The following is a 13641-nucleotide window of genomic DNA, read 5'->3' on the forward strand; positions in this document are numbered from 1 at the left end:
AGGGCAATTCTTTTAATATGCTCCTATTAAAGAAAGATTAGTCTGGAATATCCCATGAAAGTTTTACACATTGATTCAAGTATTATGTCTGATGCTTCTGTGTCTCGTCAGTTAAGCCAAGCCATTGTGTCGCAACTTATAGAAAAGCATCCTCAAGCCCAAGTTGAGTATTTGGATTTGGCGACACAACCAATTCCACATTTGGATGCGGAAATCTTGATGGGGCAAAATGCAGAGCAATCGGCTTTAGGTGAACGCATTATTCAACAGTACCTCGATGCAGATGTCGTGGTGATTGGCGCAGCAATGTATAACTTCGGGATTACTTCAACATTAAAAGCATGGATTGACCGCATTAGTGTTGCTGGTCGTACTTTTAAATATACAGAAAATGGTCCTGTAGGTTTGGCTGGTGACAAAAAAGCATATATCGCCAGTAGTCGTGGTGGTGTTTATGGCGACAACAGCCCTGTTGATTTCCAAGAAGGTTTTTTGAAAACAGTGTTTAACTTTACTGGTGTGACAGATGTTGAAATCATTCGTGCAGAGGGTGTGAATATGGGGCCAGAGTTGAAAGATCAAGCCATTACAGCGGCATTGGCACAGGTAAAAACCATCTAATCACAATAAAAAGCAGTTTCATGATTCCTCACTCGGTCAGCCTTAGGCTGACCTTTTTTTCTTGAACTAATGATATCTAGTCTTGGTCGAGTGATTGAGCAAAAGTGGCAATATCGTCCAAGGCCATTTTGGCTTCGGGAAACCATGCATTAAACATTTGGAAGTTATGCCACATGCCCGTGTAGAGTTTAAAGGTCACGTCCACACCGGCTTTTGTTGCTTTATCTCTAAACCGTTGTGCATCATCTAACAGAATTTCTTTTGAACCGACTTGCACGAGAGTCGGAGGCAGATCGGATAAATCATCAAATAATGGAGAGACAAGTGGGTCAGCAGAATCAATTTGCTTGGGTAGATAGTACTCGATGCCTGTTTCAAGGGCTTCAATGGATAACAGCGCATCTAACTGGCGGTTATAGCGAATAGATTCACTGGTTAAACTTAAGTCCAAGAAAGGCGAGAGTAGAATGAGTCCACTAACCTGTGAGAGTTGTTCATCGCGAATACGCAGTGCTAAAGCCAATGCTAGATTTGCACCACAAGAATCGCCAGATAAAATAATGTCTTTGGCTTGTATCCCTTGTGCTAATAAAACTTGGTATACATCTAATAGTGCATCAATGGCCTCAGGATAAGGATGCTCAGGTGACAAAGGATAATCCAGATGGATCACCTGCATGTGCGTGCTTGCAGCAAGGTCTGAGACAAATGCGCGGTGGGTATTCATTGAACCTAAAAAGAAAGCCCCGCCATGAATGTGCAAAATGAGCTGAGTGGCCTCGGTTTCAGCTTTCAGTTCTTCCGCACGCAAGCCTGCAAGACGCAGAGGGCGGATTTGAACGGATTTATTGAGTGGGAATGCACGACACATTTGTTCAATGAGAAAACGCTGACTACTGGGAGAGAGGCTAAATCGACTCGGGGTTCGAATCGTGGTTTTTAAAAACTGCTCTGTAATAATTTGTTTCCATGGATCGGCAATCTTCATAGTTATTCCATTTTATTATTTGTTTTACCTTGAGTTTGTGTATTTACCAACATAATTTACAAGGTTACACTAATTAGTCACATTGAAAAATTGAAAAATTGTTGTGACTTTTTAATAATGATAGTCGTCTATACTAGACTAGGGAAATGACAAAAAATGAAAAAAATTGCACTTGCATTAAGCGTACTGGGATTGGCCGCTCTAACTCACGCAGCAGATCCACTTAATGGCACAGTTTGGAAAACGATTGATGACAAAACGAAGCAACCGCGTGCGGTTGTGAAATTCACTGAGCAGAAAAATGGAACTTTAACTGGCAGTATTCAAAGCATTTTGACACCTGGTGAAGAAAATGCATGTACGAAATGTGAAGGTCCGTATAAAAACAAATCATTGAAAGGTTTGACAATCGTACATGGTCTAAAAAATGTCGGTGGTACAAAATACGATGATGGTAAAATTTTGGATCCGAAAAATGGTAAAACTTACAGCTTAAAAGGTGAGTTAACTTCGGGGGGTAAAAAGCTTGAACTCCGTGGTTATCTTGGCGTTGCTGCTTTAGGTCGTAACCAAACATGGATTCGTGTGAATTAATATATAGTCTAAAAAAGCCGAGCAATTGCTCGGCTTTTTTGTTTTTGTTATGCCTTTAAGGCGCGAATCGCATCTTCATCGAAACCCACAACGAAACCATTTGCTGTCGCAATGAAAGGGCGCTTAATCAGGCTGTGGTGAGTGGTGAGTGCATCAATCAACCCTTGCTCTGAAGCTAAAGCGGTCTGTTGTTCTGCTTCGGTCAGTTTACGCCAAGTGGTGCCTTTTTTATTCAGAACGAGATCAGCACCTAGTTGATCCAGCCATGTTTTTACGGTTATAGCATCAATCCCTTGCTTTTTATAATCATGAAATTCATAGGCCAAACCTAATTCACTCAGTAGGTCGAATGCTTTCTTCATCGAGTTACAATTTTTAATGCCATAAACCTTCAACATGGGAAACCCTTTTGCTTTTAATCTGGGTTTAGAGTAGCTGAAAAAAGAGGATGGCTCTAGTGCCGTGTTTTAATCTGAAAACGTCATGTGTTTGTCATAAAAGGTATTTAAAATAGAAATCAAGAAGAAGAGAATTGTTAAAATGCTAATCTAAGAATAATAATTAAAAAAGAAGAGACTAAAAAAGAGAAAACCCGCATTTAATCATCCTGATCATGCGGGTCTCATTACAACGTCCATTGTCACATCCTTGAGAGCAAACTAAAACTATAGCTTGTTCAATTTCATCCTACGGCTTCCTGTCCTTGTGCTGTCATCCTGACATCGTCCCTTTGCCGTGGAAACATAATGCACTGATTGATTGATCAGAAAAAGACTCAAAAAACGGCAGATAATGTAAGTTAAAAACCCATACTCAGTAAACACTTGTTCACTGAGTATGGGTGAAAAGTGGATATTTCACTAGATTTGATAGTCAATAATAACGGGTGCATGATCGCTAAACCAAGTCTCTTTATAGACCCAAGCATTGACTGTACGGGCTTTCCAGTCAGGGGAGCAAGCTTGATAGTCAATCCGCCAACCCACATTTTTGGCACGGGCTTGCCCACGGTTTGACCACCATGAATAAAGTTCTGCTTCTTGACGAACTTCACGGAAAGTATCGACATAGCCAAGTTCATCATAAATGTGATCAAGCCAAGCACGCTCATGCGGTAAACAGCCTGAGGCTTTTTGATTGCCTGACCAGTTTTTAATGTCGATGCGTTTATGCACGATGTTGTAGTCACCACAGACAATCACGGACTTATTTTCTTCACGCCATTGTTTCAAAATTTGTTTGTATTCTTCTAAAAAGTGATCTTTACGTACTTGTGCTTCTTCGCCAGAAGAACCCGAGGGTAAATAGAGTGAACAAATATGTGCGGTTTGGCCTAAACCTAAGTCAAATTCAGCGGAAATAAAGCGACCTTGAGAATCGGCCAATTCAAAACCAAGCCCATCCGTGACTGAAACAAAGGGTAGACGGCTATAAATGGCAGTGCCTGCATAACCTGGACGTTCGGCAGGGAACAGGTGGGTATGCCAACCTTCAGGTTTAAATTTATCCGTCCATTGTTCGTGAGTGATACGAGATTCTTGCATGCAAATCACATCAGCATCTGATGTGGAGATCCAATCAAAAATCCCTTTTTTTTCTGCAGAACGTAGACCATTTACGTTAATTGAAACCACACGTAAAATTTTTTGATCACTTGGATAGCTACTCTTTGGTATCATGCGCAAGTCTTACCTCAATTTGAAAATTCGGAGCACCGCATGACAACGCAAGCGACATTTAACCCTCAAGCTTTTATCGAACTCGCATTATCACGTGGCGTGCTTAAATTTGGTGAGTTTACTTTAAAATCGGGTCGTGTGAGTCCTTATTTTTTTAATGCAGGTCTACTCAATGACGGAGAAGCCTTGTCTCTCTTGGCTTCTGGCTATGCAGCCAAACTGACAGAATGCAACAATGTTGAGGTGGTTTTTGGTCCTGCATATAAAGGAATTCCTTTTGTTGCAGCGACAGCTGTGGCGTTGTCGCAAAACCATGGCGTGAGTGTGCCTTGGGGGTTTAACCGTAAAGAAGCCAAAGATCATGGTGAAGGCGGGGTCTTGGTTGGTGCATCTGTTGCAGGCAAAAAAGTCTGGATTATTGACGATGTGATTACTGCGGGCACAGCGATCCGTGAAGTGGTCACTATTTTGAAAAATGCAGGTGCGCAGATTGCAGGTGTGTTGGTGGCATTAGACCGTCAAGAAAAAGGTCAAGGTGATTTGTCTGCGATCCAAGAAGTGCAAAAAGAGTTGGAAATTCCTGTACATGCATTGGTGACCATGAAAGATTTGATGAATTATTTAGAGGCTAAAGGTGAGACTGAAGCGTTAGCCAAAATGGAAGCCTACCGTGTGAAATATGGCGTCTGAACGTTGAAATAAAAAAAGGAAGCTACTGCTTCCTTTCTTATTCGCTCTCTTTTTCGGTTGATGTTTGGCTATGCGCACCTTCCCAGCCAATCATCGCAGTTTTACGTGTTGTTCCCCACATATAGCCACCACGTTGCCCTGAAGACAGAATGACCCGATGGCAGGGAATTAAAAAGGCAACAGGATTGTTGCCAATGGCTGTTCCGACCGCTCGTGAGGCACGTTCTTGCCCAATCTCTTGAGCAATCTTTGCATAACTGCTGAGCCGTCCCATGGGGATTTTAAGCAGACTTTGCCAAACCTTGAGCTGAAAGTCAGTGCCTTTCAGGTGCAGTTTAATCTCTGATAGGCTGTTTTGATCTTGCTGAAAAATTGCGAGCGCTTTACGTTGTAATTCATCCTGATCTTCAATAAATGTCGCGCGTGGGAACTGTGTTTTTAGATAGATCAATGCATCTTGATTTGTTTCGGTAAAGGCCATATGGCAAATACCTTTAGGGGTTGAGGCAATCATGACTGAGCCAAAAATGGTTTCGGCAAAGCTATAGTGAATGTGGAGTGCTTCACCGCCATGTTTGTATTCTGCGGGCGTCATACCTTCGATTTGAACAAATAAATCATGCAATCTGCTGGTACTAGAAAGGCCCGTGTCAAAGGTTGCTGCAAAAATATTATGTTCTGTGTGGTTTTTCAAAACAGACTTGGCATATTCCACACTAATATATTGCAGAAATTTCTTTGGACTGACGCCTGCCCATTCGGTAAATATGCGTTGAAAATGGGTGGGACTTAAATGTACGTGTTCTGCAATCTCGGTCAAACTGGGTTGCTGTTTGAAGTTTTGTTCAATGTATTCAATCGCCCTTGCCACACGTGTGTAGTTGGTATGTTCTGTCATGATTACTCACGGAAATCATTTAACTTAAGAAAACAGTAACAAATCGAGTGAGACCTGAAAATCCGTTTCTTGCGCTTTATAACAAAAGGCTCAAAGTGTGTATGGATTGGCTCAGTCGTCCTTCGGCAAGCATAAAAAAACGGAACAGTGACCTGTTCCGCTTGAGTTAAAACTTTATTGAAGGCAGTTTAGAACTGGTAGTTTAAACGCATCAAGAAGCTACGTGGTGTACCTGGCATAGAGTCTGAACGCCAGTATTCTTTATTGGTCAGGTTGCTGACAGCTAAGGTTAGGTTCCATGGATCAGCACTATACCCAATGGCAGCATCGACACGATTGAAACCATCCATCTTGGTCAAGTTGTTGATGTTTGGATAGTAAGAGCCAACATACGTTACACCAACTTCACCATAGAGCTTTTCGGTAGGTAAGTAGCGCACAAACAGGTTGCCTGTATTTTTAGAGGTATTAGAAAGAGTATTTCCTACATTTTCAGGCTTTTCTTTGTCCTTTTTGACTTGAGCATCGGTGTAACCATAACCACCACGGACAAAAAGATTATCCAATACGCGACCAATAAAGCTAAATTCTAAGCCTTTGGATTGATGTTCGCCACCCACAGCCCATACGTCTGGAACATCTGGGTCTGGACGGTAACGGATATTCTTTTTACGAATGTCATAAACAGAGAACTGGGTATTGAGGCGTTCATCGAACCAATCACTTTTGACTCCCATTTCGTATTGTTCGTTATATTGTGGCTCAGCATTAAAGATGTTCATATCTTGGCTTGCTGATGAAATTGGATTGACACCCATAGAGCCGCCAAAGGGCGCAAAACTTTTGCTGTATGATGCATACAGACTTTGATGTTCATTTGGTTGCCAGACTACGCCGACATTTGGGCTAAATGAATCATCATTAATAGATCGTTTACGTTTATCTGCAGCGACATTTGGTAGTTTATTGGTGGTAGAAAAATCATAGCTGTCGTAGCGCATACCAAGCATGATTTTGAATTGTTCATTCAAGCTGATTAGGTCTTGGGCAAAGAAGCCTAAACTTGTGCCTTGATTATAATTGTGTTGACTGATTTTAAGTGGGCCTGTACCGCGACTAGATTGGCGCTCACCTGTGATTGGGTCTACATAACCATAAATTGCAGAACCGTTTTGGTTGGTATTGGCTAAACGTGGTTCTCGTTGTTCATAGCTCCAGTCACTGCCGAATACAAGATTGTGTTTAATTGATCCTGTATTGAATTCACCTTTAATATCAAAGGTGTTGCTGGTGGTTTTATTGTCTGTTTGTTGCCAATAATAAATTTGAGAGATGTCACCTACATGACCTTGGCATGTACCTGCATTACGGATTACAGTAGTCGCTGTTGCACAGTATCCACCTAAATAAAAATGATCAAAATTTTGTTCTGCTTGTCTATAGCTTGCAGCCCAATGGAAAATCCAATTTGGCGCAAATTCATAGCTTAAATCTGAGCGAATGACTTGTAATACATCGTCGACATAATCGCCATTTTGTGCAAAGCCTGTTTTAATGGATGTTCCACTAGGCAAGATACTATAACTTGGACCACGGTCAGGTACTCGCCCTAATTTGTCATAGGTATATTGTGTGGTCCACGTGAGGGTTTCCTCATCATTTTTATACGTGAAACTTGGCGAGATCATCTCAATTTTACTGTCGATGCCTGAACGGAAACTATCTGCTTCGCCGTATTCACCTGTTAAACGGACAGCCCAATTGTCATTTAATACTTGGTTAATATCTGCTGTCGCGCCATAAGTGTCATATGAGCCAACATAGGTACCGACTGAGCTTTTCGAGTCAAAATTGGCGTATTTACTGACCATGTTGACTACACCACCGCCCGCACTACGACCATATAACACCGAGGCAGGGCCTTTTAAAATTTCGATCCGTTCAATATTGGCTGTGCTACGGCGGACTTGACCACTTTCACGAATCCCATCACGGTAAATATCACCCGAATCGGCAGAGAAGCCACGGAGGGTGATGCCATCACCGCGCATATCGTAGCTGGTGGATACCCCTGGTGTGCCTTGTAGCATGACACTGAGGTCATTAGAGCCGTAGATTTTATATTTCTGTACATCAATGGTGTCAATGGTTTGAGGGATGTCTTTTTTCTTTAGACCATTACGGGTGACATTGGCCTGATCATAATCGACATAGCTTTTGATTGGATCAAGTTCACTCATTGCCTCAATTTTTAAGGTGGGTAGAACTGCTGCTGTGCCCGATTTGTTTGTCATCGCTTGAGAGGGTGGGTTCTCATTATTTTGTAGTATTGCTTCATCTGCATAGGCTGCATGTGCACTTAAAATCATAAAGCTGAGTAAGCTATATTTGAATAGAGCGGAGCCACGGAGTGGGTAGGCTTGAAGTTTGGTCATGGGGAAGGCTCAGAGAGATTAAATGGGTAATAAAAGTGAGAATTATAATCATTTACTAAAAATGAACAAGACTTCGTGGAAAATTCATTTTTCCTACATAATTGGATTGGGTTTAAAAGAATGGCTAAAGGTGCTGTTTAATTATTTTAATTAGTTGATAAGTAATAAATTTAAAATCAGAAGGACATTGGAAAAGCGTTATTGAACAGGATTTTCCAGACATTTCTTACAGTTTAAAAGAACGCCGATTTTTTCTTGGCGTCCGTGCTCAGTTAGTACCCACGGGCGGTTTTGCCATGGTGGCGTATGGCGGACATGCTGTGTGTGACCGCAGGCAAGCTCCGCTACCCAATGATGTTCTTCATCGAGATGAAAACCAATAATGGCTTGTTGCATTAAGCATCTCGACCAGCGTGTTGGGTCTGTTCTAAACCATTTAAAAAACGCTGACACAGTTGATGGATAGTCGCCAAATCATGAGGATCTAGACCTAAAGAACATGCCAGTTCAAATGGAATCGCCATAATTTTGTCTTTAGCTAGGAGTGCTTTTTCCAGAAGCACGACTTTTTTCATACGTTCATCTTCCTTGACTGCGACACGCTTTAAAAATTGTTTTTCTTCTAGCTTCTTAATAATGGGGGTTAAGGTGCCTGAGTCAAAAAAAGTTTTTTGTCCAATTTCAGTCAACGTCACATTGTCCTGCTCATATAGAGCCAATAAAACAATAAACTGCGGATAGGTCAGATCATAGGCTTGTAGGCGTGGGCGGTATTGACGGACCATGGCATTGGTTGCGGAATACATGGCAAAACACACGCGGTTTTCTAAAAGTGGGGTGTCAGCCATGTTGCATGTCCTTGAGGATTAGTAGTTAGAAAACAGTATAAATGAAATGGAGGTGGAAGTATATTGCGTGTAATAATCTTGCACACAAGTTAATTGTGTGCAATATTGTTTGCCGCTATAGGTCAACCCTTGAAGCGACTTTAACGAATGATATTTTGATGAATGGAAGAGATGTAATGACGACAATTTATGATTTTCAGGCCGAGCTGTTGGAAGGCGAGCAAAAAAATCTAGCCGACTATCAGGGCAAAGTTTTATTGGTGGTGAATACCGCGAGCCAATGTGGTTTAACCCCACAATTTGAAGGTTTGGAACAGTTATATCAGGACTACCAACAACAAGGTCTTTTAGTTTTAGGTTTTCCATGTAACCAATTTGCGCAGCAAGACCCTGCGAGTAATGAAGAGATCGGCAGTTTTTGTCAGCGTAATTATGGGGTTTCTTTCCCGATGTTTGCTAAGGTTGATGTGAATGGTCCTACTGCGCATCCGCTGTATCAGTATTTAACGTCTGAGGCGAAAGGCATTTTAGGCAGCCAAAGGATCAAATGGAATTTCACCAAGTTTCTGATTAATCAAAAAGGGCAGGTGGTGAAACGTTATGCGCCGATCGTTAAACCTGAAAAAATTGCTCAGGATATTCAACGCCTTTTGGCTTAAGTTGAAGCCATTTGCGAGGAAGGTGGAAATAGCAGTAGATTTACTGTTTCTTTCCACCAAGTAAGCACTTTGAATTTATTTAATAATGCTAATGTATTGTAGCTAATTGAATAAAATAGATTTTTTAATATTTAATTAATACACAACTTGTTGTGCCCAAAGCTGAAAACTTCGCTATACTTTTTGCCAAGTTTTAAAAATATGAGCGTGAGACTTATGCGTGTACTGGTAGTGATGGACCCGATTGAAACGGTGAATCTGAAAAAAGATTCTACGATGGCAATGTTATGGGCAGCAAGCCGTCGCGGGCACGAGCTGGGTTATGCATTACAACACGATTTATATATCGACCAAGGCAAAGCCTTTGGTCTGATTTCTCCCTTAAAAGTGTTTGAAGATTACGATCATTATTATGATTTGGGCGAACCACAAAAAGAGTCCTTGGCGGATTACGATGTGATCTTGATGCGTAAAGATCCACCGTTCGACATGAACTTTGTGTATACCACTTATATTTTGGAACAAGCGGAACGTGAAGGCGCGTGGATTATCAATAAGCCACAGTCTTTACGCGATTGTAATGAAAAATTGTTTGCCACGCAGTTCCCAGAACTCCAAGTCCCTACACTGGTGACTTCACAACAAAGCCTGATCCGTGAATTTATCAAAGAACATGGTGATGTGATTGTGAAGCCCCTCGATGGGATGGGTGGCATGGGAATTTTCCGCTTATATCAAGATGGTGTGAACATCGGCTCAACTCTAGAAATGCTGACTGAAATGGGTACACGTCCGATTATGGCGCAGCGGTATATTCCTGAAATTGTTGAAGGAGATAAACGCATCTTGCTGATCAATGGTGAACCGATTCCCTACTGTTTGGCGCGTATTCCGCAAAACGGTGAAGTGCGTGGGAACTTGGCTGCAGGTGGTTTGGGTCAAGCCCGTCCCTTGACTGAAAATGATAAGGCGATTGCCGCGAAAGTGGGACCCTTCTTACGTGAAAAAGGTTTGGTTTTTGTTGGACTCGATGTGATTGGCAACTATGTGACCGAAATTAATGTGACTAGCCCAACCTGTATTCGTGAGATTGATGCACAATTTGGTACTTCGATTGCCGATACTTTATTTGATGTCTTGGAAGCAGGTAAAGCCAGCTAAATCCACAGAAAGAGGAACCTGAAAAGGTTCCTTTTTTATTTCAATGAATAGGCAAGTTTTGAAATAAGGACATGGCTTACCGCAAAGTGTATAAATTGGGTTGAAGATAAATCACACAGTGCTACATGGCATTACAAATTTTCATTCTGTTCAAATGTTTCAGCTCAGAGGGTATTTCTATTTGCTAAAAATGAGGTTCCCATTCTTTTAGAGTTATATTAAATAATTGATTAAAATCATCTTCAATGTTTTATTTTTAGATATAAAACATGGTGCTGTCGAGCTTAAATGTGTGTGATAGTTTGAGTAAAAATGTATATCTGATAACAAATCTAGTTTAAACTCGAAAATCAGTAGAAAAAAACAATCAAATGCCTGTTGAAAAAAAGTAAATAATCTTTCGCGGTTATGCGTTTGTGATTACAATTGATCGCTTAAAATTGAATTTTGTTTCCATATTTTAGAATTGAAGAATTAGACTGTGACCGAAGCAACACAAACAAAGCCGAAACATGTAATGATGATGGCTGCCGGAACGGGTGGACATGTTTTTCCAGCACTTGCTGTGGCTAAGGAATTACAGCAACAAGGCTGCCAAGTCTCATGGCTTGCTACGCCTACAGGTATGGAAAATCGCCTACTTAAAAATCACGATATCCCGATTTATCAAATTGACATTCAAGGTGTGCGTGGCAATGGCTTAGTCCGCAAAGTATTGGCACCCTTTAAAATTTTAAAAGCCACGCTAAGCGCAATGCGCTATATGAAGCAGCTCAAAGTCGATGCGGTTGCAGGCTTTGGGGGCTATGTTGCTGGGCCGGGTGGATTGGCTGCGCGTGCACTGGGTATTCCAGTGATTATTCATGAGCAAAATGCGATTGCGGGTTTTACCAATACGCAGCTATCACGTATTGCAAAAACAGTATGTCAAGCTTTTCCAAATACCTTTGCTGTACAAGATAAAATTGTGACCACGGGTAATCCAGTCCGCAAAGAAATTACGGAAATTTTAAATCCGTCTTGGCGCTATCAAGAGCGTCAAAAAGCTGGCGTGCCACTGCGTATCTTAATTGTTGGCGGTTCGTTGGGCGCACAAGCATTAAATGAACGCATTCCTGAAGCATTGAAGCAACTCAATGTGCCTTTAAGCGTTTATCATCAGTGTGGTCAAAACCATGCAGAGGCGACACAAGCGCGCTATGCCGATGCACCTGAACAGCTTCAAGTTGAGGTTCAACCTTTTATTGAAGATATGGCTCAAGCCTATAGCGATGCTGACTTAATTATTTGCCGTGCTGGGGCGTTAACCGTGACTGAGATTGCCACTGCTGGTGTGGCTGCAGTGTTTGTTCCGCTGCCGAGTGCAGTGGATGATCACCAAACGGCCAATGCAAAGTTTTTAGCCAATATCGGTGCAGCCAAAATTTGCCCACAAGCAAGTATGACGTCCGAAAGTTTAAAAGAATTATTATTACCCTTGATGAACCGTCAGTTATTGTCTGAAATGGCAGTGAAAGCACGTCAGCAAGCACAACCCGATGCAACCCAACAAGTGGTTCGTTTAATTCAAGCATTGTAAACCGAGTATTTTATGTCACCATCTACACCTGCTGATCAAGCAAAAAAACTTATTAAAGTGCCAGAAATGCGTCGTATTAAGCACATCCATTTTATTGGAATTGGTGGTGCGGGCATGTGTGGTATTGCAGAAGTACTCAAGAACCAAGGCTATAAAGTCTCAGGTTCGGATATCAAGGCGTCAAAGACAACAGCACAGCTTGAAGAAAATGGCATCAAAGTTTATATCGGTCATACGGCTGAAAATATTCAAGGTGCCAACGTGATTGTGGTGTCAACTGCGATTGATGCTGAAAACCCTGAAATCAAAGCAGCACTTGAAACCCGTACACCAGTGGTCCGCCGTGCAGAAATGCTGGGTGAGCTGATGCGTTACCGTCATGGGATTGCTGTTGCGGGAACGCATGGTAAAACCACGACCACAAGCCTAGTCACTTGTATGTTGGCAGAAGAAAACCTTGATCCAACCTATGTGATTGGTGGTTTATTGAACCGTACTGGTGTGAATGCTGCGCTCGGTGCGAGTCGTTTTATCGTGGCTGAAGCGGATGAATCAGATGCTTCATTCCTGCATTTGCAACCGATGGCCACCATCGTGACCAACATTGATGCAGACCACATGGACACTTACGGCGGTAGCTTCGATGTTTTAAAAGATACTTTTGTACAGTTCTTACAAAAACTTCCATTTTACGGCTTGGCTGTGGTGTGTGGCGATGATGCCAACATTCGTGAAATCATGCCGCGTATTGGTCGTCCATTGATCACCTATGGTTTTAATGAAGACAATGACATTCGTGCCGTGGATATTGAACAAGAAGGTATGCAGTCGCACTTTACCGTCTTGCGTAAAGATCGTGAGCCTTTGCGTTTAACCATCAATTTGCCAGGTTTGCATAATATTTTAAATGCACTAGCAGCGATTGGAATTGCGACCGATGAAGGTGTATCTGATGCTGCGATTGCTCGTGCGTTGGAAAGTTTCAGCGGTGTGGGTCGTCGTTTCCAAGTACAGGGCGAATTTGACATTGAAGGTGGCAATGTGAAATTGGTGGATGACTATGGTCACCATCCAAAAGAAGTCGAAGCAACCATTAAAGCTGCACGTGCAAGCCATCCAGACCGTCGTTTAGTGATGATGTTCCAACCGCACCGTTTTAGCCGTACGCGTGACTGTTTCGATGACTTTGTGGATGTACTGTCACATGTTGATCAGTTGTTGCTACTTGAGGTCTATCCTGCGGGTGAAAAACCGATTGTCGGTGCAGATAGTCGTTCACTGGCACGTAGTATTCGGTTACGTGGCGATGTAGAGCCGATCTTGATTGATCCCGTTGAAGGTAATCTGCAACATGCCTTGAAAAAAGTGTTACAAGCAGATGACTTGTTATTGACGCAAGGCGCAGGTAATGTGGGTGCTATCTCGATTGAGCTGGCAAACAATCATTTGTATTTAAAATAATCACGCTTTGTGATTACTCAATCAATAA

General features: G+C 42.0%; 14 protein-coding genes. 7 read left to right on the forward strand and 7 right to left on the reverse strand.

What is annotated here, in order from left to right; translation table 11 throughout:
• Positions 1-54 precede the first annotated feature (54 nt).
• The gene (locus ACZ8ZH_RS00550; RefSeq protein ID WP_119063311.1) at positions 55-621 is read left to right on the forward strand and encodes an FMN-dependent NADH-azoreductase; all 567 of its coding nucleotides are present in this window, start codon (positions 55-57) and stop codon (positions 619-621) included.
• 76 nt (positions 622-697) lie between these two features.
• Here the strand turns inward: ACZ8ZH_RS00550 and ACZ8ZH_RS00555 are convergent, their stop codons facing one another.
• Complete coding sequence (locus ACZ8ZH_RS00555) at positions 698-1609, reverse strand: alpha/beta hydrolase (protein ID WP_119063310.1); 912 nt, start codon at positions 1607-1609, stop codon at positions 698-700.
• A gap of 156 nt (positions 1610-1765) precedes the next feature.
• Between ACZ8ZH_RS00555 and ACZ8ZH_RS00560 the strand changes: the two genes are divergently transcribed.
• Positions 1766-2203, forward strand: a complete 438-nt coding sequence (locus ACZ8ZH_RS00560) for a DUF2147 domain-containing protein (RefSeq protein WP_086210277.1) — start codon at positions 1766-1768, stop codon at positions 2201-2203.
• A 47-nt stretch (positions 2204-2250) separates the two neighbouring features.
• On the opposite strand, the gene ACZ8ZH_RS00565 is transcribed toward ACZ8ZH_RS00560, so the two are convergent.
• Both ACZ8ZH_RS00565 and ACZ8ZH_RS00570 read right to left on the reverse strand, forming a co-directional pair.
• The gene (locus ACZ8ZH_RS00565; RefSeq protein ID WP_119063309.1) at positions 2251-2601 is read right to left on the reverse strand and encodes a Spx/MgsR family RNA polymerase-binding regulatory protein; all 351 of its coding nucleotides are present in this window, start codon (positions 2599-2601) and stop codon (positions 2251-2253) included.
• A 462-nt stretch (positions 2602-3063) separates the two neighbouring features.
• Positions 3064-3882 (reverse strand): exodeoxyribonuclease III, encoded by an 819-nt coding sequence (locus ACZ8ZH_RS00570; RefSeq protein WP_110974615.1) that lies wholly within the window; start codon positions 3880-3882, stop codon positions 3064-3066.
• A 39-nt stretch (positions 3883-3921) separates the two neighbouring features.
• Here ACZ8ZH_RS00570 and pyrE point away from each other — a divergent pair, with 39 nt between their 5' ends.
• A complete protein-coding gene (gene pyrE / locus ACZ8ZH_RS00575) occupies positions 3922-4572 on the forward strand; it encodes an orotate phosphoribosyltransferase (protein ID WP_119063308.1) in 651 nt (216 codons plus the stop codon).
• Between the two features lie 37 nt (positions 4573-4609).
• On the opposite strand, the gene ACZ8ZH_RS00580 is transcribed toward pyrE, so the two are convergent.
• The 4 genes from ACZ8ZH_RS00580 to ACZ8ZH_RS00595 form a co-directional block, all read right to left on the reverse strand.
• Positions 4610-5470, reverse strand: a complete 861-nt coding sequence (locus tag ACZ8ZH_RS00580) for a methylated-DNA--[protein]-cysteine S-methyltransferase (protein WP_086210273.1) — start codon at positions 5468-5470, stop codon at positions 4610-4612.
• Positions 5471-5658: 188 nt separating this feature from the next.
• Positions 5659-7905: a TonB-dependent receptor gene (locus tag ACZ8ZH_RS00585; protein WP_119063307.1), complete on the reverse strand. Its 2247-nt coding sequence runs from the start codon at positions 7903-7905 to the stop codon at positions 5659-5661.
• A 198-nt stretch (positions 7906-8103) separates the two neighbouring features.
• Positions 8104-8301 (reverse strand): DUF3565 domain-containing protein, encoded by a 198-nt coding sequence (locus ACZ8ZH_RS00590; protein WP_110974618.1) that lies wholly within the window; start codon positions 8299-8301, stop codon positions 8104-8106.
• A complete protein-coding gene (locus ACZ8ZH_RS00595; protein ID WP_086210270.1) occupies positions 8301-8753 on the reverse strand; it encodes a MarR family winged helix-turn-helix transcriptional regulator in 453 nt (150 codons plus the stop codon). The genes ACZ8ZH_RS00590 and ACZ8ZH_RS00595 overlap by 1 nt, the downstream gene beginning before the upstream one ends.
• A gap of 176 nt (positions 8754-8929) precedes the next feature.
• Here ACZ8ZH_RS00595 and ACZ8ZH_RS00600 point away from each other — a divergent pair, with 176 nt between their 5' ends.
• From ACZ8ZH_RS00600 to murC, 4 genes are all read left to right on the forward strand, one after another.
• The gene (locus tag ACZ8ZH_RS00600; protein WP_086210269.1) at positions 8930-9412 is read left to right on the forward strand and encodes a glutathione peroxidase; all 483 of its coding nucleotides are present in this window, start codon (positions 8930-8932) and stop codon (positions 9410-9412) included.
• Positions 9413-9628: 216 nt separating this feature from the next.
• Positions 9629-10573 carry a glutathione synthase gene (gshB, locus tag ACZ8ZH_RS00605; protein ID WP_086210268.1) on the forward strand — a complete coding sequence of 315 codons (945 nt, stop codon included), beginning with the start codon at positions 9629-9631 and terminating at the stop codon, positions 10571-10573.
• Positions 10574-11054: 481 nt separating this feature from the next.
• Complete coding sequence (gene murG / locus ACZ8ZH_RS00610) at positions 11055-12152, forward strand: undecaprenyldiphospho-muramoylpentapeptide beta-N-acetylglucosaminyltransferase (RefSeq protein WP_086210267.1); 1098 nt, start codon at positions 11055-11057, stop codon at positions 12150-12152.
• A 12-nt stretch (positions 12153-12164) separates the two neighbouring features.
• Positions 12165-13613, forward strand: a complete 1449-nt coding sequence (gene murC, locus ACZ8ZH_RS00615) for a UDP-N-acetylmuramate--L-alanine ligase (protein WP_086210266.1) — start codon at positions 12165-12167, stop codon at positions 13611-13613.
• Positions 13614-13641 lie beyond the last annotated feature (28 nt).

The organism is Acinetobacter sp. SW-226 (assembly GCF_055632855.1).